Source organism: Amorphus sp. 3PC139-8 (assembly GCF_040750475.1).
In the GTDB taxonomy this organism is placed as follows: Bacteria; Pseudomonadota; Alphaproteobacteria; order Rhizobiales; family Amorphaceae; genus Amorphus.
Genome location: NZ_JABJVY010000021.1, coordinates 32,947 through 58,518, shown reverse-complemented (window position 1 = coordinate 58,518; position 25,572 = coordinate 32,947). Strand labels below are relative to the sequence as shown.

Annotated in this window: 24 protein-coding genes; 12 read left to right on the top strand and 12 right to left on the bottom strand. The window is 64.9% G+C overall.

Features of this window, described 5'->3' with window-relative positions:
* Positions 1–239 precede the first annotated feature (239 nt).
* Positions 240–905 carry a transglutaminase-like cysteine peptidase gene (locus tag HNS03_RS18235; protein ID WP_367197386.1) on the top strand — a complete coding sequence of 222 codons (666 nt, stop codon included), beginning with the start codon at positions 240–242 and terminating at the stop codon, positions 903–905.
* A 116-nt stretch (positions 906–1,021) separates the two neighbouring features.
* Here HNS03_RS18235 and HNS03_RS18230 read toward each other — a convergent pair whose 3' ends face one another.
* The 4 genes from HNS03_RS18230 to HNS03_RS18215 form a co-directional block, all read right to left on the bottom strand.
* Complete coding sequence (locus HNS03_RS18230; RefSeq protein WP_367197385.1) at positions 1,022–1,558, bottom strand: gamma carbonic anhydrase family protein; 537 nt, start codon at positions 1,556–1,558, stop codon at positions 1,022–1,024.
* Positions 1,559–1,564: 6 nt separating this feature from the next.
* A complete protein-coding gene (locus HNS03_RS18225; RefSeq protein WP_367197383.1) occupies positions 1,565–1,777 on the bottom strand; it encodes a DUF3126 family protein in 213 nt (70 codons plus the stop codon).
* Between the two features lie 82 nt (positions 1,778–1,859).
* Positions 1,860–2,693 (bottom strand): serine O-acetyltransferase, encoded by an 834-nt coding sequence (cysE, locus tag HNS03_RS18220; protein ID WP_367197381.1) that lies wholly within the window; start codon positions 2,691–2,693, stop codon positions 1,860–1,862.
* Positions 2,694–2,795: 102 nt separating this feature from the next.
* Entirely contained in the window at positions 2,796–3,566 is a 771-nt protein-coding gene (locus HNS03_RS18215; RefSeq protein WP_367197379.1) for an alpha/beta fold hydrolase, read from the bottom strand.
* Between the two features lie 149 nt (positions 3,567–3,715).
* Between HNS03_RS18215 and HNS03_RS18210 the strand changes: the two genes are divergently transcribed.
* The 5 genes from HNS03_RS18210 to HNS03_RS18190 all read left to right on the top strand — a co-directional run bounded on the left by HNS03_RS18210 (position 3,716) and on the right by HNS03_RS18190 (position 7,391).
* Positions 3,716–3,961: a zinc-finger domain-containing protein gene (locus HNS03_RS18210; protein ID WP_367197378.1), complete on the top strand. Its 246-nt coding sequence runs from the start codon at positions 3,716–3,718 to the stop codon at positions 3,959–3,961.
* Between the two features lie 15 nt (positions 3,962–3,976).
* The gene (locus HNS03_RS18205; RefSeq protein WP_367197376.1) at positions 3,977–5,152 is read left to right on the top strand and encodes an FAD-dependent monooxygenase; all 1,176 of its coding nucleotides are present in this window, start codon (positions 3,977–3,979) and stop codon (positions 5,150–5,152) included.
* A 205-nt stretch (positions 5,153–5,357) separates the two neighbouring features.
* Positions 5,358–6,110 (top strand): competence/damage-inducible protein A, encoded by a 753-nt coding sequence (locus HNS03_RS18200; protein ID WP_367197374.1) that lies wholly within the window; start codon positions 5,358–5,360, stop codon positions 6,108–6,110.
* 12 nt (positions 6,111–6,122) lie between these two features.
* Positions 6,123–6,632, top strand: a complete 510-nt coding sequence (gene gpt, locus HNS03_RS18195; RefSeq protein ID WP_367197373.1) for a xanthine phosphoribosyltransferase — start codon at positions 6,123–6,125, stop codon at positions 6,630–6,632.
* A 108-nt stretch (positions 6,633–6,740) separates the two neighbouring features.
* Entirely contained in the window at positions 6,741–7,391 is a 651-nt protein-coding gene (locus HNS03_RS18190; protein ID WP_367197371.1) for a hypothetical protein, read from the top strand.
* Between the two features lie 82 nt (positions 7,392–7,473).
* Here HNS03_RS18190 and HNS03_RS18185 read toward each other — a convergent pair whose 3' ends face one another.
* Positions 7,474–8,700 carry an adenylate/guanylate cyclase domain-containing protein gene (locus tag HNS03_RS18185; protein ID WP_367197369.1) on the bottom strand — a complete coding sequence of 409 codons (1,227 nt, stop codon included), beginning with the start codon at positions 8,698–8,700 and terminating at the stop codon, positions 7,474–7,476.
* A gap of 697 nt (positions 8,701–9,397) precedes the next feature.
* Here HNS03_RS18185 and HNS03_RS18180 point away from each other — a divergent pair.
* Positions 9,398–9,688, top strand: coding sequence for a type II toxin-antitoxin system ParD family antitoxin (locus HNS03_RS18180; RefSeq protein ID WP_367197367.1), 291 nt, complete (start codon positions 9,398–9,400; stop codon positions 9,686–9,688).
* A 90-nt stretch (positions 9,689–9,778) separates the two neighbouring features.
* Here the strand turns inward: HNS03_RS18180 and HNS03_RS18175 are convergent, their stop codons facing one another.
* Both HNS03_RS18175 and HNS03_RS18170 read right to left on the bottom strand, forming a co-directional pair.
* Positions 9,779–10,933, bottom strand: coding sequence for a diguanylate cyclase (locus tag HNS03_RS18175; protein ID WP_367197366.1), 1,155 nt, complete (start codon positions 10,931–10,933; stop codon positions 9,779–9,781).
* A 110-nt stretch (positions 10,934–11,043) separates the two neighbouring features.
* The gene (locus HNS03_RS18170; RefSeq protein WP_367197364.1) at positions 11,044–11,586 is read right to left on the bottom strand and encodes a MarR family winged helix-turn-helix transcriptional regulator; all 543 of its coding nucleotides are present in this window, start codon (positions 11,584–11,586) and stop codon (positions 11,044–11,046) included.
* A 195-nt stretch (positions 11,587–11,781) separates the two neighbouring features.
* Here HNS03_RS18170 and HNS03_RS18165 point away from each other — a divergent pair, with 195 nt between their 5' ends.
* The 5 genes from HNS03_RS18165 (at position 11,782) to HNS03_RS18145 (ending at position 19,206) form a co-directional block, all read left to right on the top strand.
* Positions 11,782–13,557: an N-acetylglutaminylglutamine amidotransferase gene (locus HNS03_RS18165; RefSeq protein WP_367197363.1), complete on the top strand. Its 1,776-nt coding sequence runs from the start codon at positions 11,782–11,784 to the stop codon at positions 13,555–13,557.
* A gap of 16 nt (positions 13,558–13,573) precedes the next feature.
* Positions 13,574–15,379, top strand: a complete 1,806-nt coding sequence (gene ngg / locus HNS03_RS18160; RefSeq protein WP_367197362.1) for an N-acetylglutaminylglutamine synthetase — start codon at positions 13,574–13,576, stop codon at positions 15,377–15,379.
* Entirely contained in the window at positions 15,367–16,521 is a 1,155-nt protein-coding gene (locus HNS03_RS18155; protein ID WP_367197361.1) for an osmoprotectant NAGGN system M42 family peptidase, read from the top strand. Before ngg ends, HNS03_RS18155 begins: the two co-directional genes overlap by 13 nt.
* A 75-nt stretch (positions 16,522–16,596) precedes the next feature.
* Positions 16,597–17,871 (top strand): ribonuclease D, encoded by a 1,275-nt coding sequence (gene rnd, locus HNS03_RS18150; protein ID WP_367197360.1) that lies wholly within the window; start codon positions 16,597–16,599, stop codon positions 17,869–17,871.
* A gap of 141 nt (positions 17,872–18,012) precedes the next feature.
* Positions 18,013–19,206 (top strand): amidase, encoded by a 1,194-nt coding sequence (locus tag HNS03_RS18145; protein ID WP_367197358.1) that lies wholly within the window; start codon positions 18,013–18,015, stop codon positions 19,204–19,206.
* 41 nt (positions 19,207–19,247) lie between these two features.
* Here HNS03_RS18145 and HNS03_RS18140 read toward each other — a convergent pair whose 3' ends face one another.
* The 5 genes from HNS03_RS18140 to HNS03_RS18120 all read right to left on the bottom strand — a co-directional run bounded on the left by HNS03_RS18140 (position 19,248) and on the right by HNS03_RS18120 (position 25,526).
* Positions 19,248–20,792 (bottom strand): exopolyphosphatase, encoded by a 1,545-nt coding sequence (locus tag HNS03_RS18140; protein WP_367197357.1) that lies wholly within the window; start codon positions 20,790–20,792, stop codon positions 19,248–19,250.
* Position 20,793: 1 nt separating this feature from the next.
* The gene (locus tag HNS03_RS18135; RefSeq protein ID WP_367197460.1) at positions 20,794–22,938 is read right to left on the bottom strand and encodes an RNA degradosome polyphosphate kinase; all 2,145 of its coding nucleotides are present in this window, start codon (positions 22,936–22,938) and stop codon (positions 20,794–20,796) included.
* A gap of 160 nt (positions 22,939–23,098) precedes the next feature.
* On the bottom strand, positions 23,099–23,779 hold the full coding sequence (locus HNS03_RS18130) for a hypothetical protein (protein ID WP_367197355.1): 681 nt from the start codon (positions 23,777–23,779) through the stop codon (positions 23,099–23,101).
* Between the two features lie 47 nt (positions 23,780–23,826).
* The gene (locus HNS03_RS18125; RefSeq protein WP_367197353.1) at positions 23,827–24,960 is read right to left on the bottom strand and encodes an AI-2E family transporter; all 1,134 of its coding nucleotides are present in this window, start codon (positions 24,958–24,960) and stop codon (positions 23,827–23,829) included.
* Positions 24,957–25,526, bottom strand: coding sequence for a CDP-alcohol phosphatidyltransferase family protein (locus HNS03_RS18120; RefSeq protein WP_367197351.1), 570 nt, complete (start codon positions 25,524–25,526; stop codon positions 24,957–24,959). Before HNS03_RS18120 ends, HNS03_RS18125 begins: the two co-directional genes overlap by 4 nt.
* Between the last annotated feature and the right edge of the window lie 46 nt (positions 25,527–25,572).

The following is a 25,572-nucleotide window of genomic DNA, read 5'->3' as shown; positions in this document are numbered from 1 at the left end:
AGACAAGGCAAGCCCGCCTCGCGCAGCCGACGGCATCGTTACTTAAAGGTAGCCGCGCTCGTAACGGATCGATTTAATTGCAAGCCGTCCGCTTCATCCCGCCGCAAGTCGTGCTGTGCAATCTAACGACCAGAGCGGATCGGCCGGCCAACGAAGCCGACCTCCCTTCGAAGGCTGATCGATCCGCTCACCCCGCTTTGATGCCCACGTCCCGACATCGGTGAAAAGGCTTCGCGAGGATGATGGTTTCTGCTGCGCCCGCCTGCCCTGCCCGGCTTCGCTTGGCCACCTGGCTTCTCGCGATTCTTGCGGCAGTCGGTGCACCATCGGCTGCAGAGGCCACCAGCAGCTTCATGCCGCTTTCCGATCCGACGGAAGCCCCCGAGGGCTATGTGGAATTCTGCACGCGCTTTCCCGTCGACTGCCGGCCGGCAAAAAAGCCGTCGCGGGCCGTCGTTCTCACCGACGAACGTTGGGTGGAATTGGTCGAGACCAACCGTTCGGTAAACGCCGCGGTTCGCCCGGTGACCGATCGCGCCTACTATGGGCGCTCGGAATTCTGGACCTATCCGATCGAGGCCGGCGACTGCGAAGACTACGTCTTGCTGAAACGCCGGCTGCTGATGGAAAAAGGCTGGCCGGCAAGCGTGCTTCTCATCACCGTCGTGCGCGACGAAAACGGCGAAGGCCATGCGGTTCTGACAGTTGGGACCGACCGTGGCGATCTCATTTTGGACAATCGCACAGACACCGTGCTGCCTTGGGCGCTAACGCTCTACCATTACGTCAAGCGCCAAGAGGTCGAGGACCCGAGCACCTGGGTCCGGATCATCGATCAGCGCGGCACCAGCGCCGTCGGATCGATCCGGCCCCAGCAGTCGCCCCCCGCCCGCACCGGGCGCTGAGGCGATTTGCTGCTCTGTCGAGAAAGCGTTTCCGTGCGCATCGAAAACCGGTTCCCCATCCGGAAATGCGCCAAAACCGGACGTTAAAAACGGAACGGCTTTAGAACATGTCCCGTTCAATTTGATCCGAGAACCTTCAGGCCAGCCGCGTAGCGTTTCCAGTTCTCCACGTAGTGCGCGGCACTCCGGGTGAGGCCTTTGACCTCGTCGTCGCTCAAGGTGCGCACCACCTTGCCGGGCATGCCGACCACCAGCGAATTGTCGGGAATTTCCTTGCCCTCGGGAATCAGGGCATTGGCGCCGATGATGCAGTTGCGGCCGATCTTGGCGTGGTTCAGCACCGTGGCGCCCATGCCGATCAGCGAATTGTCGGCGACCGTGCAGCCATGAAGGATGACCTTGTGGCCGATGGTGCAATCCGCACCGACGGTCAGCGGCGCATCCATGTCGGTGTGGAAGACCGAACCGTCCTGAACGTTCGAGCGCTCACCGATCTCGATCCACTCGTTGTCGCCGCGCAGCACGGCCCCCCACCAGACGCTTGCCTCGGCCAGGAGCCGGATCCGCCCGATCAGAACCGCTGTCGGAGCGATCCAGTGGGCGTCGGCGGCCGGAAGCTCCGGCCGCGCCCCGTCGATTTCATAGAGCGGCATCGTGGCCTATTCCTCCACGTCGATTTCCAGAATCGACATCGTGAACGTCCAGGACAGGTCCTCGTCCTCGTCGTCGCGGAACAGGACGCCGATGAACTCGTCGCCCAGGTACACCTCGGCCGAATCGTCCTTGCGCGGCCGCGCCCGGACCGACAGCGTCGTGTTGCCAAAGGTCCGCCGCAGATAGTTTTGCAGCTTCGCGATTTCGGCCTTGTCCAAAATGTCCTCCATAGCAAGCAAAAGGAAATGGGCCGGGCGCCCGCGCGGACGCCGTCCAAAGGGTCGCAATGAGCCGGTGGTGTCAGACCCGCTCGTCGAAATCCGCGAGGATCTGGTCCATCGAGCGCGCAGGCTCCGCGCAGCCGGCCGTTCCAACGACGCGGGCGGGAACGCCGGCCACCGTGGAGTTTTCCGGCACTGGCTTCAAGACCACCGAGCCGGCCGCCACGCGAGCGCAATGGCCGACCTCGATATTGCCCAGGATCGACGAATTGGCCCCGATCAGCACGCCGTGCCGAATCTTCGGATGCCGATCGCCATCCTCCTTGCCGGTCCCCCCGAGGGTCACGCCCTGCAGGATGGATACGTTGTCCTCGATGACCGCGGTTTCGCCGACGACCACACCGGTCGCGTGGTCGATGAAGATGCCGCGCCCCATGGGGACGGCCGGATGGATATCGACCTGGAATTCCGCGGACGCCCGGCTCTGCAGAAAGTAGGCGAAATCCCGTCGGCCCTGATGCCACAGGAAATTGGCCAGCCGGTGCGTCTGAATGGCGTGAAAGCCCTTGAAGTAGAGCACGGGGTCGATGAGCCGATGGCAGGCGGGATCGCGATCGTAGACGGTGACGATATCGACGCGCAGCGTTTCCGACAGCTCCGGCCGGGCCTCATAGGCCTGGCGAAAAGCGTGGCGAATATGGGTGGCCCCGACGGCGGCGTCGCCGAGGCGGTGCGCCACGCGCTGGCTGACGGCGGATTCCAGATCCGGCTGATCGAGCACCGTCGCGTGGACGAAACCGGCAAGCGTGGGCTCGTTGTGGGCCATCCGCTGCGCATCGTCGCGAATCCGATCCCAAACCGGATCATGACTGGCGATCGGGGCGACGGTGTCGCGCTCCGTTACATGAACCATGGCCGCGGGTCCTTTCGTCTCCGGTCGCGATCCGACACTTGAACATAGTGGTTCGAAGCGCCGAGGCAAACGCTTGCGTTCACACTCCTGAACGCCCGACACTCAGGGACGTTCATGCAGAAAGGCGCGCACGCCTTCCTTATAGACCTTGTCGCCCACGGCCAGCATGTGATCGCGGCCGGGAATCTCAAGCACTTTGGCGTTCGGGATCAACGCCGCCAAGCCCTCGGCGGAGCCGGCGATATCGTCGGTGGTGCCGACCGCCACGAGCGCCGGGGGCACCAGCGTCGCGATCGTCTCCTCCGAAATCTTGTTGCTGGAGGCCCGCATGCAGGCCGCCAGCGCCATCCGGTCGCTCTTGGTCTGGTCGGCGAACTGGCGGAATTTGCGCCCGAGCGGCGTGGTCACCTCGTCGAGCGACGGGGCTTCCAGCGCTGAGGCGATGATCTCCTGGCCACCGACCCCTTTCACCATGCCGAGCCCAAGGCCGCCGAAGACCACACTGCGCACCCGGTCGGGATGCGCCAGAGACAGAAATGCGGAGATCCGCGCGCCCATCGAATAGCCCATCACGTCGGCGCGTTCGAGTGCGAGATGATCGAGCAGCCGAAACGCATCCTCCGCCATCACGTCGGCGGGATAGTAGGCCGAATCGTAGAGCTTCTCGCTCTCGCCGTGACCGCGATTGTCGAGCGCGATGACGCGGCGTCCGTCGCGAACGAGCGCTTCCACCCAGCCCGGACCGACCCAGTTCATCTCCTTGTTGGAGGCGAAGCCATGGATCAGCAGGATCGGCTCGCCCTCGCCCGCGTCGATATAGGCGATCTCGATGCCATCGGAGGAAAAGGTTTGGGTTGGATAGGAAGAAGCCACGGCACACACGCGATTTGACTGAAGATGCGGCGGACCATAGCCGCTCGACACCGGCGGCGGAACCCGCGACGATGGCCCCTATCCTTTCGGACGCGACCGCGATATCGTCCGCCCCGATCCGAAATCGAGACTTTGCGGAGCGCCGGCCCATGGCGGAAAACGTCATCCCTCACTTCCAGAACGACCCGGGTGTCGAGCAGATCCGCATCGGCGCCAAGGAGTTCATGTGCGTCGGTGCCCGGCCGCCGTTCGACCATCCACACGTCTTCCTCGACATGGGCGACGAGAGCGAGGTGGTGTGCCCCTATTGCTCCACCCACTATGTGCTCGACTCGAGCCTCGATCCCCACGACGCGGTCCCGAGCGAATGCGAATTCAAGGAAGCCGCGGCCTGACGCGTTTGGTCGGCCATGGGTTCTGAGACGCGCATTGCGATCGCCGGCGGCGGAATCGGCGGGCTTGCCAGCGCGCTTCTCCTGGCCCGGTTCGGCCACGAGGTCGACCTGTTCGAGCGCGCGCCGGCGCTGAGCGAGGTCGGCGCGGGCATTCAGCTCTCGCCCAATGTCGGGCGGGTCTTGTCCGCGCTCGGCCTCGATGCCGCGCTCGATGCCAAGGCCGTGCGTCCCGATCATGTGGCGATGCGATCGGGCCGTGACGGACGGGAGATCACCCGCGTCACGCTCGGCGACACCGCGGAGGTGCGCTTCGGTGCGCCCTATCGCGTGATCCACCGTGCCGATCTGCAGGCGATCCTCCTTGCTGCCGCCGAAGCCGATCCGCGTATCGCGCTCCATCTCGACGCGCCGGTGACGCATCTGCGCACCGAAGGCGACGCGATCGAGCTGACCGTTGCCGACGAGACCTGGCGAGCGCCGCTTCTGGTCGGGGCCGATGGCGTGCGCTCGGTTGTGCGCGCGGCGATCGACGGACGCACCGCCCGCCCCACCGGGCAGACCGCCTGGCGCACCATCATTCCGGCCGATCCCCATGATGAACAGGCGGCCCGGCGGGTGGATCTATGGCTTGCACCGGACGCTCACGTGGTGCGCTACCCGATCGCGGCCGGCACGCTCACAAACATCGTCGTGGTCACCGCCGATCGGCCGGGCGATCCGTCCCAGCCCGACGAGGCAACCGCCCTGCCCACTGGCGTCGGCCGCCGGCTCGCCCCCGACCTGCAGGCCCTGCTGGCGCGGTCGGACAGTTGGACGCGCTGGCCGCTGGCGGCCGTGGCGCCCGATGCCCGCTGGGTGCGCGGACCGATCGCCCTGGTCGGAGACGCCGCCCATGCGATGCTGCCCTTTCTCGCCCAAGGCGGCGCGATGGCGATCGAAGATGCCTGCGAGCTTGCCGCGGCGATCGCCCTGCACGGGCCCACGTCGCAGGCGCTGGTCGCCTACGAGCGTCGCCGCAAGCCGCGCGTGGTACCGATCTGGCGCGAGGCGCGGCGGCTGGAGCGGGTCTATCACCTCGGCTTTCCGGCCGCGATTGCCCGCAACCTCACCATGGCCACGCTTGGCCCAGACCGGCTGTTGCGCCGGATGGACCGGATTTACGGCTGGCGCCCGTCGACGCTGCCGGCTTGAGCCCAAAGCAAGCTTGGAAGCCATCGTCCAGAGCCGACGAGCGCACGGATTGCCGAAGCCGCCTATGCTAAGAGCCTTTTCCAGGCGAAGCGGAAACCGGTTCGCCGTCCGGAAATGCGTCCAAATAATAAGTTGGAGTCGGCCTGCATTTCCGTGAAAAGCGGAACGGCTCTAAGAGCGCTTTTCAACAAGGAAGCGATCCACCATGACCGACAGCGCATCCGATCAGTCCGTGACCGCCGGCATTCTCGTCATCGGCGATGAAATCCTCTCCGGACGCACCAAGGACAGCAACTCCGGCTACATCTGCGAGTATCTCTCGGAGGTCGGCATCGAGGTTCGCGAGATCCGCACCGTCCCGGACGTCTCGGCGATGATCGTGGAGGCCGTGGATGCCCTGCGCGAACGCTATACCTACGTCTTCACCACAGGCGGCATCGGCCCCACCCACGACGACATCACCGCCGATGCGATCGCCTCCGCTTTTGGGGTCGGCATCGACATCGATGAACGCGCCGTCGCCCTCATGCGCCATCGCTATCCAAACGCCGACCTGACCTCGGCCCGGCTGCGCATGGCGCGCATCCCGCAAGGCGCAGACCTGATCGAGAATGCGGTCTCCGGCGCCCCCGGCTTTCACATCGGCAACGTATTCGTAATGGCCGGCGTCCCCCGGATCATGCAGAGCATGCTGGACGAGATCGGATCTCGGCTGAAGACCGGCCGGCGGATCTTTTCGGAGACCATCAACGCGCCCATGCCGGAAGGAAAGATCGCCGAACCGCTGGCGAAGATCGCCGAGGCGCATCCCGATGTTCAGATCGGCTCTTATCCACACTTCGACGGCACGCGCTTCCTGACCCAGATCGTGGTCCGCTCGCGCGAGACCGACAAGCTGGCCGCCGCCAAGAGTGCTGTTGAAGCGGCCGTCGCCGAACTCACCGTGCCGGACAAGTGAGGAGCCGTCCCCATGCCGACCGAGACGCCACCGCAGGAAAAGGCCTTTCCCGTCTCCTGGGATCAGTTTCACCGGGATGCCCGCGCGCTCGCCTGGCGGCTGAGCGGCCAAGGCGATTTTAGAGGGATCGCCTGCATCACGCGCGGCGGGCTGGTGCCGGCGGCGATCGTTGCGCGCGAGCTCGGCATCCGCCTGATCGATACCTTCTGCGTCGCCTCCTACAACGAGAACAAGGAGCAAGGCGAGCTCAACATCATCAAGGGGGTGAACTCGGAGCTTCTCGCCGTCGGCGGCGATGGCGGAAAGCACATTCTGATCGTCGACGACTTGGTCGACACCGGGGCGACGGCCCGACTGGTGCGCAGTCACCTGCCGAACGCCCATTTCGCGACCGTCTACGCCAAGCCCAAAGGGCGTCCGCTGGTCGACACCTTCATCACCGAGGTCTCCCAGGACACCTGGATCTATTTTCCCTGGGACACCGGACTTGCCTTCCAGCCGCCGATTTCCGGACGCGGCTGAATTGCGCGGACGGCCTGTCCCGTGCAAATCTGGATCAAAGGGGTGGAGATGACGATGCCGCGGATCGGTGCTCTCCGATTCGCCAGGATGTAAGAAAGGCGCGGCCCCATGGCCCTTTTGGAGATCGTCTCCGACGATTTCGTCGGCGTGAGCGGATTCGTCGAGCGGTTCGGCCCGGATCTGCTGGACGCCCTGTCAGAGCTTCCAACCGAAACCCGCCTCGACCAAGCGCAAACCATCGCGCTCGACGCTCGCTTGGGCGCGATCGCGGTGCGGTTACGCGGCGATCGCGACCGGCCGTTCGAAACGCTGCGCCTGATCGGAGCGGAAACCACATCGACCGGCCTCGTCCTGGAACTTCGCTCCGACGATTGCCTTGCGGTGGTCAGCCTGGAACTCGATCTCGCCGCCGGCCGCCTTGTCACCGACATCGCCCGCGGGTTTGAGCGCAGCGACAGCGGGACGTTTCGCTCCGCCGCCTTTTTGGCCAGCCGCAATCGCTTCATCGCCAAGCTGATCGACGGCGGCGTCGTGGAAGTCTCCGCCGAGGACGGCGCTCTGCTGGGGCGCAGCGCACCCCACCGCTTCACCCGCATCGACATGAGCTCCGCGATATCGAGCTATCGTGCCTTCGCGCACTCCTGGAACACGATCGCCGCCCAGCGATTGCTGCACAAGCCGAAGGACCTGCGGCGGGTTCCTGCCCCGCTCCAGGCCACGACCCATCTCTCCCGGATCGCGACGCCGGCTTTTCAGTAAGACATGCTCAACCTATCGAATCCGGGGCCATTTCCTATCCCTCGGATGTTTCCATCTGAGCGGAAAAGGATCCAAAGCCAGCCTACGGGCGCTCCGGCCCTTCTTCGTCCAGCGTGAACAGCTCCTGGGGACGGGCGACGCCCCGCAGCGCATAGCGCCCAACGGAGACCAGCCTCGCCTTGTCTTCGGGGGCGGCCGCAGCCCGAAACGCTGAGGAGATCAGCACATCGCGCTCCGCAGACCGGCACATCGCCGCGATCCGACTTGCCTCGTTGACGGCAGGCCCGACGACTGTGAAATCGAGCCGGTCCTCGCTGCCGACATTGCCGTAGAACACTTCGCCGAGGTGAAGCCCGATATAGGGCGTGGTCACCGGCAACCCCTGATTGGCATGAAGCTGGGCGAGTTCCGGCACGCGCGCCCGCAGCGCCCGCTCGGCCGCAAGCGCACGCCGGCACTCCTCCGCCGGATCGTCGGCATCGAAGATCGCCAGCGTCCCGTCGCCGATCAGCTTCAAGACCTCGCCGCCGGCGCTGTGGATCGCCGAGATCACGGCTTCGGAATAGTTGTTCAGGAACGGAATCAGCGCGCTCGGCTCGGCCGTCTCTGTGATATTGGTGAAACCGCGCAGGTCGCTGAACCACAGCACAGTCGAGATTTTCTCCGTCACCCCGCGCGCGATCTTGCCGGCAAGCACCCTCCGACCGGTCTCGCGGCCGAGATAGGTTTCCACGATGGTACGTGCGATCCGGGTCATCGAGGCCGATTTCATCGCCGCGGCGAGTGGCGGGCCGAGCTCCTGTAACAGCGCGATCTCGGCGTCGGAGAAGCCTTCGGCCGCGTCCGTCGACCAGGACGAATAGATGCAGTCCATCTCGCCCACGACGCCGTCGGCGCCGAAGGGATGGATCAGCGCGAGATAGTCAGTCTGGCCGCGGGACATGAGTTCGGCGTGGATCGGGAACTCCGTTTCCACGTCGCTCGCCAGCCGACGGCGCAAAACCGTTTCGCCCACTTGCAAGAGGTGAAAGAACGGACTGGTCAGCCAGCGTTCGTCCTCGTCCCCGCCCTGCCCGGTGCGGCCATATTCCAGTACACTGGGGACATCGCGCCGATCGCGACGCCAGCGAAACGCCCGCCCCTCATAGACCGGGTGGAGCGTATCGATCAGGATATTGACCTCGCAAACCCTTACCCCGGCGGCAACGATCCGCTCGCAGAAGGCGTCGAGAAGATCCGTCTCGCTGAGACCATCCAGCGTCGCCTGAACCAGCCAGGCAGCAACGCCGTCGCTATCCGTCGCTGACATCGCGTCCCTTCCTCGTTCAGGCACCGTCTACCGAGGCTACAGGCGTCATAGCACACGGCAAATTACGAAAGCGACGTTCCCCCCTTAGGGGCCGCAGGAGCGGCAGCCGGCCGTCCACCCACCCCGCGCTGGTAAGCCGCATTGCCGCCCTCCAGACCTTGCCGACGGCCGCCTCGGCGACGGAGACAAGCGCGCCAACGGTTTTGCCCAGCGCACAACCGGGTTGAGCGCTCACCCCCACCCTGCTAGCAGAAAAGACCATGCGGACGTGGTGGAATCGGTAGACACAAGGGACTTGAACCAACGTTGAGTGCGCCGGTGGAAACGCCGGACGTAGAACTGCCCAAACTCGGGGAAACCTGTCAGATGGCAATCCCGAGCCAAGCCCCATCAGGGGAAGGTGTAGAGACTAGACGGGCAGCACCTAAGGCAGCGTCGCTAGGGTGAAGGTATAGTCCAGACCACAAACGCCGGAAGGCGGCGGCGAAAGCCGTAGCTGGTACGAAAATCCCTCGGCCTCTGGCCGTGCGGGTTCAAATCCCGCCGTCCGCACCAATTTTTTCCAAACGCCCGACGACCCCCGGCGCATTTTGCGTTATCGGGGCGCATCACAACCCAAAACAACCATAGGTAATTTTTACTGGTGTCGGGTGGGATTTTATCCGACCTTGCGAGAGAAGCTCGAAAGGACGCGACCATGCAGAATGCTGAGAAGGTCAGTATCACCATGACCGCCGACATGATGCAGGCGATCCGTGAGAGCGTGAAGGCCGGCGAGTTCGTCAGCACCAGCGAAGCCATGCGCGACGCCGTGCGGGTGTGGCAGCGCCAGCGCCTGGAGGATGCGGAGCGGCTGCAGGCCATCCGCGAGCGGGTCCACAGGTCCTTGGACGATCCGCGGCCGGCGCTCTCCGAAGACGAGGCGGAAGCGGAGCTCGACCGCTTCATGACGGACCGGGAGAAAGCCGCCCGCAATGCATCGGGTTAAGGTCACCTCCCGCCGAGCCGCGGTCGCCTCCTGGATCGCCAGCACGCGCGCGCCATTCGAGTTCGCGCAGACCAGATGTTCGCTCCCGCTTCAGTCCGCGAACCATGTACGGTTGCGGCCTTCCGCCTTGGCCCGATAAAGCGCGGCGTCGGCGCGATCGAACCAGGCGGCGAAGGTCTCGTCGGGTTGGCGCACCGCCACGCCGAGACTCGCGCGGATGGCGGCGCGACCGTCGGGGAGTTCGAAGTCGGCGATGGCGATCGTCTCGTGGATCAGCCGCGAAAAGGCTTCGGCCTGTTCCATCCCGCAATCCGGCGCAAGCAGCGCGAACTCCTCTCCCCCGATCCGACCGAGCGCATCGCTATTTCGGCTAATCTGACTAAGAAGCGATCCGAGGCGCTTGAGAACCTCGTCGCCGATCCGGTGGCCATAGGTGTCGTTGATGCGCTTGAAATGATCGAGATCGCACAGGATCAGCGTGAGGTCCTTGTGCGTCCAGTCGGCGAGCAGACGCCCAGCCTGTTCCTCAAAGCCGCGACGGTTGAGCACGCCGGTCAACGGATCGACATCGCGATCGCGCCGCAGCTCGTCCATGTGTTCGGTCAACACCGCCACCAGAAAGGCGAGCCCGAGCGCTGAGGCAAACACGGCGGTGGAAAGGCTGGCCACCTGCCAGAACAAGGGGAAATCGTAGGCAGCCAGCGTCGATTTCGGCACGTTCCAGCTGATAAGGATCGTGCGTGGAAACACGTGCACGCCATAGAGGAACAGAACCCAGAACACCAGACGATCGGCGGTCCGCCCTCGGGTCGCCGTCCAAATCCGCACGGCTGCGGTGACAAAGACGATACCACCGAAAAAATTCACGATGTAGGCGCGGGCCTGGAAATCCTGATCGCCATACCAGAAGTAGATCTGGCCGGCGGATGCGACCGTCAGCAAGGCCACATCCCAGGCCCACCCGAACTGGCGGCCATACCGCCGCTGCACGCCTTCCGCCGCAATCAGCGGAGCGGCCATGAACAAAACCCCCGAAAGAACGGTGGTTGCGCCCTTGCCCAAGGTGCCGGGAAAAATTTGCAACAGCGCGCCCGGCACCGGAAGGATCATCGCGAAGGCGATTGCCAAAAGGTAGTGGTGCCGCCTGTGGGTGATGAACCAGGTCCACAGGTAGGCGCTCGCGAACACAAGGATCGTGACAGGCCCGAGCAGGCTCAGCAACAGTGGCTCGGCAGGGGCACCCATCGAACGATCGTCTCACCCACCCACTTGGGCACCCGCGAGTCGATGCCCTCTCACGCCGCCATCCTCGCGATCCACCCGGACGACCATATGTCGTACCTCTCGATCGAAGCTTAGGTACCGCTTTCCGTATCGATCAACCACGTGGATTCGTCGCCGGCGCTGGCATCCATCATCCGAGCAATTTGGTCCAACGCGGCCAACAAGGCGTCCTGGCGGTCCGCGGCCAAGCCCTCGAAGGCCCGAATAAATGACTCCTGCAACAATGGCGGCGCCTTGTCGAGCGCGGACAACCCCTGAGTTGTAAGCTTCGTGTGCACGACCCGTCGATCGCTGGCGCTGCGATAGCGTTCCACCAAGCCCCGCCGCTCCAACTTGTCGAGGATCGTCGTGACGGTCGCAGGGCTCAATGACACATGCGAGGACAACGTGGTCGACGTTACTTCGCCTAGGTCGCGCGCCGCCTGCAGAACGATAAGCTGGGGGATCGTCAGCCCCACGGTGCGCGACACGTGACGCGACTGAAGATCCACCGCGCGAATGATTCGCCGCAGCACCACAAGGACGGCCCGGCTCCGTCCGGGCTCGGTCGCGGAAACATTGTCTTGAACGGGGGCCATCGCGTGGTGCCGGTTTTGCATGTCTCGCCCGGGCATCGAACCAGTCGGCCGCCGGGCGATCGGTTGTCTACGAAACACATCCCGTCGATCGGGCCTCGTCGGGCCTATCGAAATCGACGGGCATCATGGAACCAATTTGACCTCAAAAGTTTTGAGTTGTAAATATTATTGAAACATCGGACGTCGACAGCCCCGCATTGGGGTCAAAGGGAACGAACGGAGGACGGTTGCATGTGTGGCATTTGTGGCGAGGTGACTTTCGACGGCTCGATCGCCTCGGCAGCCGCACTGGGACGGATCACCGAGGCGATGGCGCCGCGCGGTCCCGACGCGGAAGGCATCGTCGGGCGCGGGCGCGTAATGTTCGGTCACAGGCGCCTGTCTATCATCGACTTGTCTGCGCGCGCGGAGCAGCCGATGGTCGACACTCAGCTCGGCCTGACGATCGTTTTCAACGGGTGCATCTACAACTATCCGGACCTGAAGCAGACGCTTGAGGCGGAGGGCTACACTTTCTTCGCCCACTCCGACACGGAGGTGATCCTCAAGGCCTATCACGCCTGGGGGCCGTCCTGCGTGGAGCGATTCCACGGCATGTTCGCCTTCGCGATCCTGGAGCGCGACAGCGGTCGGGTGGTGCTGGCGCGCGACCGGTTCGGCATCAAGCCGCTTTATCTGGCCGAAGCGCCGGGCCGCCTGCGGTTCGCCTCGTCCCTGCCGGCGCTGATCGCCGGCGGCGACATCGACACCGATATCGATCGGGTTGCCCTGCACCATTACATGTCGTTCCATGCGGTGGTGCCGGCGCCGCGGACCATCCTCACAGGCGTGCGCAAACTGCCGCCGGCCACCATCCGCACCATCGAGCCCGACGGCACCAGCCGCGATCATGTCTATTGGCGCGTGAGCTACGAGCGCAGCGACGACGAGATTGCCATGCCGGCGGACCTGTGGCGCGAGCGCCTTCTTGCCGCGCTGAAGCGCGCCGTCGATCGCCGTATGGTCGCCGATGTGCCGGTGGGCGTGCTGTTGTCCGGCGGCGTCGATTCCAGCCTCATCGTCGCGCTGCTGGCGGAAGCGGGCCAGAAGGACCTCAAAACCTTCTCGATCGGCTTCGAGGCCGCCCACGGCGAGGAAGGCAACGAGTTCGTCTATTCCGATATCATCGCCAAGGAATTCGGCACCGATCACCACAAGATCCACGTCCCGTCCGATCGCCTGATGGCGGCGCTTCCGGGCACGGTCGCGGCGATGAACGAGCCGATGGTTTCCTACGACAATGTCGGCTTCTACCTGCTCTCCGAAGAGGTTTCCAAGCACATCAAGGTGGTGCAGTCGGGCCAGGGCGCCGACGAGATCTTCGGCGGCTACCACTGGTATCCCCCACTAGCCCAGACCGACGATCCGCTGGCGGAATATGCCCGCGTGTTCTTCGACCGCGACCACGCCAAGATGGGCCGGCACATCTCGTCGGAATATATGCTCGACGAGGATCCGAGCTTCGCCTATGTCCGCGACCATTTCGGCCTGCCCGGCGCGAGCGACCCGGTCGACAAGGCGCTTCGCATCGATTCCACCGTGATGCTTGTCGAAGATCCGGTGAAGCGGGTCGACTCCATGACCATGGCCTGGGGCCTGGAAGCGCGGGTCCCCTTCCTGGACCATGAGCTGGTCGAGCTCGCCGCCCGCATCCCTCCGGATCACAAGCTGCGCGACGGCGGCAAAGGTATCCTGAAGGATGTCGCCCGCATGGTGGTGCCGTCGGAGGTGATCGACCGCAAGAAGGGCTATTTCCCGGTTCCCGCGCTAAAGTACATCTCCGGCCCCACGCTGGATCTGTGCAAGGACGTGCTGTCAAGCGACCGGGCCAAAGAGCGCGGCCTGTTCCGTCGCGACTATCTGGATCAGCTTTTCGACGATCCGTCCGCGCACATCACACCGCTGCGCGGCAACGAACTTTGGCAGGTTGCGTTGTTGGAGATGTGGCTACAGACCAATGGCGTCTGAGAAAAAGGACGGGGACATGACCACTTCGCCGGGCCATCGCCGCGACCGCGGCTACTCCCACCGGCTTCGCCGCATGCGCGAGCAAGGGGTCAAACCGCTCCGCGGCAACGAGCGTGCCTCCCCTTATCAAAATGACGGCTCCGGTGTGTCGGTGGATTGCGGCTGGGGCAACCTGCACTTTGCGCAAACCTTCGAGAACCCGAAGGCGCTCGCCGAGCGCATGCGGAAAGAAGGGCCCGGCCGGCGCGACATCGGCTTTTATGTCAGAGAGCCGCACGTGGCGCTCGCCGCCGCGCCCCAGGAGTTATTTCTCGACCCGTCCCATACCTACCGGCTCGATCTGTCGACCTACCGCGCCTCGCGGCGCAAGCTGCAGGGTTTCACCGTTCGCCGCATGACGAACGAGGAAGACGCCGAAGCGGTGAACCGCATCTATGCGGCCCGCCACATGGTCACGGTGCGGCCGGACTTTTTCTGGCACCGCAAGGACCGTGCGCTGATCTACCTGATCGCCGAGGACAACGCGACCGGCGCGGTGGTGGGCACCGTCACCGGCGTCGACCATATGCGCGCCTTCGACGACCCCGAACGCGGCGCCTCGCTCTGGTGTCTTGCGGTCGACCCGCAGGCGCGCCATCCCGGCATTGGCGAGGCGCTGGTGCGCCGTCTAGCGGAAGTCTTCCAGGCCCGCGGCAACGCCTATCTCGATCTGTCGGTGCTGCACGACAACGACCAGGCGATCGCGCTCTACGAGAAGCTCGGTTTCTACCAGATCCCGGTCTATGCGCTGAAGCGCAAGAACCCGATCAACGAACGCCTGTTTGCGGGTCCGGGCCCGGAAAGCGGCCTCAACCCGTACGCCCGGCTGATCGTCGACGAAGCGCGCCGGCGCGGCATCGATGTGGAGGTGGTGGACGCCGAAGGCGGGTTCTTCCGCCTCACCTATGGCGGCCGCTCCATGCTCTGCCGGGAATCCCTGAGCGAGATGACCTCCGCCGTCGCCATGTCGATCTGTGACGACAAGGCCGTCACCCGACGCATGGTGGAACGCGCGGGGATACGGGTTCCGGCGGAACTGGAGACCGACGACCCCAAGGACGTCACCGATTTTCTGAAAGAGCACGAGCGGATCGTGATCAAGCCCGCGCGCGGCGAACAGGGGCGCGGCGTCGCCGTCGGGCTGTCGGCGGACGACGATGTCGACGGCGCCATCGAGCGCGCCAAGCAGATTTCCGACCGCGTGCTGGTGGAGGAATTCGTCGAGGGCGACGATCTACGCTTGATCGTGATCGATTATCGCCTGGTTGCAGCCGCCGTCCGCCGGGCCGCGCGCATCTCCGGCGACGGCCGGTCGACGGTGCGTCAGCTTATCGAGCGCCTGAGCCGGCGGCGTGCGGCGGCCACCGGAGGCGAATCGAAGATTCCGTTCGACGAAGAGACCAACCGCGCACTCAAGGAAGCCGGCTACGGCTTGGACGACGTCGTCGAGGAAGGTCACGAAATTCCGGTCCGCCGAACCGCCAATCTCCACACCGGCGGCACCATCCACGACGTCACAGACCACGTACATCCAACCCTGGTCGACGCAGCCATCAAGGCCGCCCGCGCCATCGAGATTCCTGTGGTCGGGATCGACCTGATCGTGAAATCGCATCTCGGCCCCGACTACGTCTTCATCGAGGCGAACGAGCGTCCCGGCCTTGCCAATCACGAACCCCAACCGACAGCGGAACGGTTCATAGATCTTCTCTTTCCGCTCTCGATCCCCCATGCTGCGCGACAGGCAAGTCGAACAGAACCGGAGGAGCCGTGCCCCGCCTGACCATCGACACCGAGTATCTGAAAGACACGCTCGCCGAGTTCCTGTCGATCGCCAGCCCGAGCGGCTACACCGACACCATCGTTCGCGCTGCGGTCACCGAGCTGCGCCGGCTCGGCCTGGAAACGCAGATTACGCGGCGCGGCGCGATCCGCGCGCGGATCCCCGGCAAGCAGCGCCAGCCCGCCCGCGCCCTGATCGCCCATCTCGACACCCTCGGCGCCCAGGTGAAGGCCCTGAAGGACAATGGGCGGCTGGAGCTCGTTCCGGTCGGACACTGGTCGGCGCGATTCGCCGAAGGCGCCCGCTGCACCATCTACACCGACAAGGGCGCCTATCGCGGCACCATCCTGCCTCTGAAAGCCTCCGGCCATACCTTCGGCGACGAAGTCGACGAGCTTCCCGTCGGCTGGCGCTATGTGGAGCTGCGCGTGGACGCGGTCGTCTCCAAGGCCCGCGACCTGGAACGGCTGGGCTTCTCGGTCGGCGACATGGTGGCGATCGATCCGCAGCCGGAGTTCATCGACAACGGCTTCATCGTGTCCCGGCACCTGGACGACAAGGCCGGCGTGGCGGTGCTGTTCGCCACCATCGACGCGCTGATGCGCGAAAAGCCCGAACTGCCGGTGGACACGCTGTTCCTGTTCTCCATCGCCGAAGAAGTCGGCAACGGCGGCTCGTCGATCCTGACCCACGACATTGCCTCGATGATCACCATCGACAACGGCACCACCGCGCCGGGACAGAATTCCAGCGAATTCGGCGTCACCGTCTCCATGGCGGACCAGACCGGCCCGTTCGACTGGCATCTGACCAACAAGCTGGTACGGCTGTGCAAGGAGCACGACATCCGCTACCAGAAGGATGTGTTCCGCTACTACCGGTCCGACAGCGCCGCCGCGCTCGAAGCTGGTGCCGATGTGCGCACCGCGCTGATAACCTTCGGCGTGGATGCCTCGCACGGCTACGAGCGGATTCACCTGCATGCGCTGCGTTCGCTCGCCGAGCTCGCCACGGCCTATGTGACGAGCCCGGTCGAGATCCAGCGCGACGCCAATCCGGCCGGCTCGCTCCTGGGCTTCCCCTCCCAGCCGATGGAGGATGCCGCGCCAACCACCTCGGACCCGAGCGATCCGATGATCTGAGGCACTGCCTTTCCGTCCGCCGGGCGCGTGCGCTTCGGTTCCCATCATCCATCTTGTTTGCGCCCCACCCCGTTCATGAACCTGATCACCACCACTGCCGATCTAGCGGCCGCCTGTGACCGTCTCGCCGCCGCCGACTACGTCACCGTCGACACGGAGTTCATGCGGGAGACGACGTTCTGGCCGAAACTCTGCTTGATCCAGATGGCGGGGCCGGACGAGGCGGTGATCGTGGACCCGGTGGCCGGGGGGGATGCGCTGGATTTGACGCCCTTCTTCGCGCTGATGGGCAATGCGAATGTGATCAAGGTGTTTCACGCCGCCCGCCAGGACATCGAAATCGTGTTTCACCTGGGCGGTCTGGTGCCGCATCCAGTGTTCGACACCCAGGTCGCGGCCATGGTCTGCGGGTTTGGCGATTCGATTTCCTACGATCAGCTCGTGCAGCGCATCACGGGCGACAAGATCGACAAGTCCCACCGCTTCACCGACTGGGCGCGCCGTCCGCTCTCCGAGCACCAGCTCGCCTATGCGCTCGCCGACGTCACCCATCTGCGCGAGGTCTACGCCTATCTCGACCGCGCGCTCGCCGAGCAGGGCCGCTCCGAATGGGTGCAGGAGGAGATGGCGACCCTCACCTCCCCCGACACCTATCGGCTCGAACCGGAACTCGCCTGGACGCGCCTGAAGATGCGGGTGCGCCAACCACGCGACCTGGCGGTGCTGCGCGCCATCGCCGCTTGGCGCGAGCGCGAGGCGCAAAGCCGCGATGTCCCGCGCGGCCGGGTGCTGAAGGACGACGCGCTCTACGAGATCGCCGCCCAAAAGCCGAAGGACGAGGCCGCCCTTGCGCGCCTGCGGACGATCCCGCGCGGCTTCGAGCGGTCCAAAAGCGGCCGAGATATCCTGGCCACCGTCGCGACCGCCGCCGACAGCCCGAAGGAGACGTGGCCAGAGCCACCGAAGGCCCGCCAGGCCCCGGAAGGCGCGAATGCGGCCTCGGAACTGCTGAAGGTGCTGTTGAAGCAGGTCGCCGAGGCCAACGGGGTCGCGGCGAAGGTGATTGCGACCTCGGACGATCTGGAACGCATTGCCGCCGGCGACGATGACGAGGTGGCCGCGCTTTCCGGATGGCGCCGGGAGCTGTTCGGCGAACAGGCTCTAGCCCTGAAGGAAGGCCGCCTCGCCCTGACCTTCGATGGCCGCAAGGTGGTGACGCTGGAATCCGACGAGCCTTACGCGCTCGCGCCGAAATCGCAGCGCCGGCCGCGCCGGCGGCGCGCGAAGAAAGGTTCGAACACCGAGGCCGCCGCGGGTGAGTCTGGAACCGGCGCGGAGACCGTGGACTGATCGGGAACGGAATTGGGCGGAAATGGGTTTACGACCTGCGTAAGACACGCCCGGTTCTGAAATAAAGGCCTGGACGGGCTTTGCTCCGGGCGGTGCGGATTTCATCCGCCTTCAGCAGGCAGACCAGAAAGTCCAGTGGGAATGAGGACGACGACCAGCGCCGCCGGGATCGACTATCATTGCTTCTGTCCCTACCCCCATGCGGACGTTCCGCATGCCGCCGGCGGGGCGCTGTCCGGTCTCACCTTCGCTGTGAAGGATCTGTTCGACGTCGCCGGCTATCCAACGGGATGCGGCCATCCCGAATGGCCGGGGCGCGACCATCCGGCCGACCACACCGCACCGGCGATCGAAATGCTCCTCAAGGCAGGCGCAGACTGCCTCGCCAAGACCGAAACCGACGAGATCGCCTACAGCCTCTATGGCCAGAACCCGCACTACGGCACACCGGTAAACCCGGCCGCGCCCGACCGCGTGCCGGGCGGGTCCTCCAGCGGCTCGGCGGTCGCCACGGCAGCCGGCCTCGTGGACTTCGCGATCGGAACCGACACCGCCGGTTCGGTGCGGATTCCGGCCAGCTTCTGCGGCATCTACGGCTTTCGCCCGAGCCATGGCTGCATCTCGGCGGACGGCTGCATGGAACTCGCCCGCAGCTACGACACCGTCGGCTGGTTTGCGCGCAGCGCAGCGATGCTGGCGCGCATCGGAGACGTGCTGATCGAGGCGCCGCCGTCTCCGAAGTTGCCCCACTGCCTATTGTTGGATTCCGCGTTCGATCTCGTCGAACCGCAAAGCCGACCGGCCATCGATGCTGCCGTGCGCCGGATTTCGTTCGGTTTCGAGCGGGTGTTTTCCGTTCCCGACGTCCCACCACGCGAAGAAGACTGGGGCCTGACCTTCCGCGTCACTCAGGCAGCCGAAGTCTGGGCCGGGAAATCCGCCTGGATCGAAGAGCGCCATCCGCATTTCAGCGCCGGCGTCCAATCCCGACTCGACTGGGCCCGCGGAATCGCCGAGGACGAAATCGACTTCCATGTCCGCCGCCGCCGGGAAATCCGCTCGGTGCTGACAGCGCAGATCGGGCCGGATTCGGTCCTCTGCCTGCCCACGGCACCCGCTGCCGCGCCGTTGCTTTCGACGGCGGAACAGGACCTGCAGGACTTCCGGACCCGCATCATCATGCTCACCTGCCTTGCGGGCCTCGCCGGCCTTCCGCAGGTAACGCTGCCCCTCGCCCAGGCCCCGAACGGGGCTCCGATCGGGATTTCTCTGATTGGCGCCGTCGGCTCCGATCACGTGTTGCTGCGGCTGGCCCGCGAGATCTCCGAGGCGTAGGGGAAACTGCTTTTCCGCTCACAGCGCCGCGCCGGCAGGCATCAGGACACCACGACCGTGCTGGCCTGGTCGGCGAGATCGGCAAGCTGGTCGAGGCGCCGGCGCACCACCTCCCCATCCAGGGCCGCGAAATCGCGCGGGATGTGCAGCACGATCCGCTCGCCTTCGCGAACCACGCTCGTGCGCGGAATGACGCCGGGCATCGCCGCCGACAGTCCGTAGGCAAGCCGCATCGCAGCCCCGAGGATTCGCGCGCGGAATTTCAGCCGCGCCGACATCAACTGGTGGATCGCCGGCATCTCGCTGTCGGACACCGATCCCGCATAGCGATGGAAGATCGCCAGCGCGAGATAGCCGCGGCCAGGATGATCCACGCCGATAAAGGCGCCGTTGGCGATCATCGCCACCGCCTGTTCGCCTCGATAGTCCGGATGGGCACGCCAGGCGATATCGGCGAGCAGGCAGGCCGCCAGCCGAAGCCGCACCTCCTCCTCGCTCTCGTCGATCCCGAGCGCGGCAAACACTTCGCCGGTCCAAGGCCCCAGCTCATGACAGTGGCGCGGCGAGCGAGAGCGCAGCTCGGCAAGCTCCCCGGCCGCCGCAAGTAGCGGATCTTCCGCCCTCAACTCCGGCGAAAGATCCGCGTAGAGATGGCCTTCCCGCAAGCCCTGGGCCGACAGCACCACGTCCTTCGGGCGCCCGATCTTGAGCACCTGTTCCATCACCGCTGCGCCGAACGGCAACAGCGGACGCCGCGCCCGCGACACGACTTCGAGGCCGGCAATCTCCGACAGCTCGGTGCGCACGACCATGCGACACAATTCGAACGCCTCATCCGCCGGAATGGTGTAGTGATGCATGATATGCAGCGGATAGCCGGTGCGGTGCATGTGCAGGTGCGCAAGCGCCCGCCAGGTGCCGCCGACGGCGTAGAAGCTTTGCCCATGGGCCGCTTTTAGACTTGCAGCATTGGCAAGCGCCTCCGCCGCGATCTTGCCCGCCTTGCGGGCCGACCCCTTGGCGGTTTCCGACAGCCGCAAACCGCCGAGCGGAAACGTCTCGCCCTCGCCCAGCCGATCGTGATCGATGTCCACAAGCTCCAGGCTGCCGCCGCCCAGATCGCCGACGACGCCGCGGGCATGGTAGAAGCTGGAGGCAACGCCGAGCGCGGCGAGTTCCGCTTCCTGCCGGCCGGACAGCACCGACAAGTCGCCGCCGCAAATGTCCGTCACCGCTTCGATAAAGGCGGTTCCGTTGGAGGCATCGCGCACCGCCGCCGTCGCCAGCACATCGAGCTTTGTGGCGCCGCTCTGAGTGGCGAGCTGGCGAAAGCGCCGGATGGCGGCAATCGCGGTATCGACGGAATCGTCCCGCAGCCGCCCGGTTTCCGAAAGTCCCTTGCCAAGCCCGGCAAGGACCTTCTCGTTGAACAGCGGCGTCGGCGCGCGCGACTGGCGCTCATAGAGCACCAGGCGCACCGAGTTGGAACCGATGTCGATGACACCGATGGGGCCGAAGCCGGCAAGCCGGCCAGGCGCCCGCTCCTCAGCCGTCGATGAGCCCGAGCTGTCGACGGCGCCGGCCATATCAGTGCTGCTGGCGCTGGATGGGAGTGGCGAACGTACGGGGGGAATCAGTTTGAAGCGATTGTCCACGGCCTGACAACGAAGGATTCGTCATGAAATATTCATGGGCGTTGAACGGATCCTCGCCCTCGGCCGGGATGATACGCCTGTGTCCACCGTTCGACAGCAATTCCCAGCTCTGCTGATTGTCGGTGATATTCGCGACCATGATCTGGTCGAGAATCTGGGCATGTACCGTCGGATTGTCGATGGGCACCATCGCCTCGACCCGACGATCGAGATTGCGCGGCATCAAATCGGCCGAGCCGATATAGATGATTGCCTGCGGCGAGGGAAGCCCGAAGCCGTTTCCGAAGCAGAAGATGCGGCTGTGCTCCAGGAAGCGGCCGACGATCGATTTCACCCGGATGTTGTCCGATAGCCCCGGCACGCCCGGGCGCAGGCAGCAGATGCCGCGGACCACCAGATCGACTTCCACCCCGGCCTGGCTGGCCGCATAGAGCGCATCGATGATCTTGGCATCGACCAGCGAGTTCATCTTCATCCACACCTGGGCCGGGCGCCCTGCCTTGGCGTGCTCCATCTCGCCTTCGATGTGCTCGATCAGGCGGTTTCGGAGCGTCACCGGCGAGACAGCCATGCGCGACAGTTCGGCCGGGCGAGCATAGCCGGTGATGAAATTGAAGATCCGCGCCACGTCCTGGGCAATCACCGCATCGGCGGTGAAGAAGGACAGGTCGGTGTAAATCTTCGCGGTGATCGGATGATAGTTTCCGGTGCCGATGTGGCAGTAGGTGGCGAGCTGACCGCCTTCCCGGCGCACCACCATCGACAGCTTGGCGTGGGTCTTCAGCTCGATGAAGCCGAACACGACCTGCACGCCGGCGCGCTCCAGATCCCGCGACCAGCGGATGTTCGCCTCTTCGTCGAAGCGCGCCTTCAGCTCCACCAGCGCAGTGACGGACTTGCCGGCCTCCGCCGCCTCGCCCAGCGCCTTGACGATCGGCGAGTCGTTGGAGGTCCGATACAGCGTCTGCTTGATCGCCACCACGTCCGGATCGCGCGCGGCCTGGGACAGGAACTGCACCACCACATCGAACGACTCGTAGGGGTGATGGACCACGATGTCCTTCTGGCGGATCGCAGCGAAACAGTCGCCACCGTGTTCGCGAATGCGCTCGGGGAAACGCGGGCTGTAAGGTTTGAACTTTAGATCCGGCCGATCCAGGCCGACGAGCTGGGAGAGATCCTTCAGCGCCAGCCGGCCATTGACCAGGAACATCTCGTCGCCAGCCACGCCCAGCGCCGAAGCCACGAACTGACGCAAGGGTTCCGGCGTGGAGGCTTCGATCTCCAGCCGGATCACCGATCCGCGCCGGCGCCGCTTCAGCGCGGTCTCGAAGGTGCGGACCAAATCCTCCGCCTCTTCCTCGATTTCCAAGTCGGAATCGCGGATCACCCGGAAGGCACCCTTGCCGCGCACCTCATAGGCGGGGAATAGACGCGGAATGAACAGCGCAATCGTGTCTTCAAGCGCCACGAAACGGGCGGCCCCGCTGCCGTCGTCGGGCAGCCGGATGAAGCGCTCCACCTGGGCCGGCACGCGGATCAGCGCGATCATCGGCTCACCGCCCGGCGCATCCAGATGGAAGACCAGGGAAAAGCCCAGGTTCGGAATGAACGGGAACGGATGCGCGGGATCTATGGCGAGCGGCGTCAGCACCGGGAAAATGTGACCGAGGAAATAGCGCTCCAGCCATTCGCGATCGTCGTGCCCGAGGTGGTCGGCGTCGCGCAGGAGAATGTCGTTGCGCTCAAGATCGCGGGAAATTTCCGCCCAGCGGCGCTGCTGAGCCCGCTGAAGCTGGCCCACCGCCTCGCCGATGCGGGCAAGCTGCTCCGTCGGGGTTAGCCCGTCGTCGCTGCGCGTCTCGATGCGCTCGCGCTGCATGCCCTTCAGGCCGGCTACGCGAACCATGAAAAATTCGTCGAGATTGTTGGCGGAGATGGAGAGAAAGCGCAGCCGCTCCAGAAGCGGATGATTCTCGTTCTCCGATTCTTCCAGCACGCGGACATTGAACTGGAGCCAGGAGAGCTCTCGGTTCACAAACCGCTCGGGACGGCTGCGCAGAGCCTCGCCCGACATCCCCTCGACACTGACGCTCTCGGCGGTTGCCGCAACCTGTTCGGTGGTCGCTTCCATAAGCCCCTCTCCCTGATCCATCGCGCGGTCCTACACCGAGAGTATGACGGAAATTTCTCTTTGCTGTGCCAACCTCTTCGCGGAGTTCGGCACGGCTGCGGGATCACTCCGGATCCGGGAGATCGTCAAGCTCGTCGGCACCGTCGCCGAGCCCTTCACGTTCCAGGATTTCACCGGCCATTCGGCGGGTGACGGGCCGCCGGCGCGCCAACGCTTCGCGGTCCATGAGATCGACCAGGTGCACGGCTGCTCTCAGCGAACGCTCCATGCGGCGGACGAGATAGCGCGTCACATTTGGATCGACATCGAGCTGGCGATCCGTGAACAGCTTCGCGAGCACGCGTTCAAGCAGCGCATCTTCCGGCACGCCGATATTGGTCGGGGGGATTGCCCTCAGCCGGGAATCGAGGTCGCGGGTCGCGATCCCCCACTCCGAGGGCGGCACTCGGGCCGTCAGAAGCAGCGAACTGCCCGCAGCCTGAACCGCGTTGAGGAGATGAAACAGGGTCGGCTCGTCGACCGGTCCCCGATCGCAATCCTCCACGCAGACCGGCCCCATATGGACCAGGCTCACCGGATCGATCCCGCCAAGATCGCGCGCGGCGACAATCCGCGCGCCGCTGTGGGCGCTCCAGATCGACGCCAGGTGGCTCTTGCCGGTCCCCTCCGCACCGACGATCAGCGCGACCCGGTGCGGCCAGTCCGGCCACGCCTGGATGACGGACCACGCCGCGGCATTCGATCCTCCGACAACGAAATCCTCGGGGCGGTAGGACGGCTCCATCGGAAGCCTCAATGCAAGCTGCCGCGGCCGGTTTGCAGGCTCGCGGCTCACGCGTCCGGTTTCCCTGCCGCCGTCCCGTCGACTTGGCCTGCCACGGCGGGAGCCGGCGGATCGGACGACGCGCCGCCATGATAGATGGTGCTTTGGCGATATTGCTGAACGAAGAACCGCACCAGCACGGCAACCGCCGCAGAAGCCGGCACGGCAATCAACATCCCGGCAAAGCCGAACAGATAGCCGAACGCGAACAGCGCGAAGATCAGCCAGACCGGGTGCAGCCCGACGCGTCCGCCGACGAGCTTCGGCTGCAGGACGTTGCCTTCCATGAACTGGCCGAACAGGAAGATCGCGATCACCAGGCCGATCATCAGCGTATCCGGCCAGAACTGGCTGAACGCCACTCCGACGGAGACCACGAAACCGAGGCCGGACCCCAGATAGGGGATGAAGGAGATCAACCCCGCCATCAGGCCGATCAGCAGGCCATGATTGAGGCCGACGGCGACCAGCGCGACCGCATAGAACAGCCCCAGGATCAGGCAGAGCGACACTTGACCGTGGATAAAGCCGGACACCGCCCGGTCCATATCGTAGAGGAGCTGGCGGATGGTTTCGGCATGCTCGCGCGGCAGGAGACCGTCGAGCGACGACACCATGCGCTCCCAGTCGATCAGGAGGTAAAAGGCGATCACCGGCGTGACCACCAGCAGCGACAGCAGCGAAATCACCGCCTGGCTACCCGACCAGACCGATTTCACCACACTGCCGGCCCAGCTTGCCCCCTGGCTGACGATATTGGTCACCGCCGACTGCAGTTCGCCCGCATCGACACCAAGAATCCCGGCCAGGCGATTCGTCTCCGCATGCTGGTCCAGGAAGGTTTGCAGATGGTCGATATAGTCGGGGATCCGCTCCAGGAATCCAGCGAGCTGATTGCCGATGACCGGCACGATGATCACCAGCGCCAGGACCACCAAAACGACGAACACCACCAGAATCAGACTGGTCGCCAATACGCGATTGATGCCGTGATGCTGCAGCCAGCGCGCGATCGGGTTCAGAAGATAGGCGAGGAACAGCCCGCCGACGAACGGCAGCAGAATGCCCTGGAACAACCGCAACAGCAGCAGGAGCACCACGGCCGCAACAACCCAGAAGATGATCTGGCGGCCTAGGTTCACGGTTGCGTGTCCTCTTCCGTGAGATCGGCTGCGGACCCATCACTCATATATCGCAGCCACACGACGAGATAGGCCGCCGCCGACAGGGCCGTCAAGCCGGCGACGATCAACACCATCGCCGCGCGTTCGCGCATCAGCCCGAACGAAAAGGCGAGATCGCCGAGCACCATCGCAACCAGAAGGATCTGCGCGACGGTGTTGATCTTGCTGATGGGAAGCGGCCGGATCGGAACCACGCGCCCCATAAGGCTGGACACGACCACCGCAGCGACGATCAGAAGATCGCGCGCCACCACCGTAATGACCAGCCAGACCGGCAGATCCCCGCTCAAGGCGAGCGCGACGAAAATCGACACCAGAAGCGCCTTGTCGGCAAGCGGATCGAGATAGGCGCCAAGCCGGCTCGTCATCTGCCACTGCTTGGCGATGAAGCCATCGACCCCGTCGGTCACCCCGGCCACGACGAACACCGCGAACGCGACCACATCGCGCTCGTCGGCGATCGCCCAGACGACCACCGGCACCAACACGAATCGAAGAACAGTCAGGAGGTTGGGAACCGTCACGGCGCGGGCTTCTTGCTGGTTTGCGATCTTGTGCGCACGATTTATG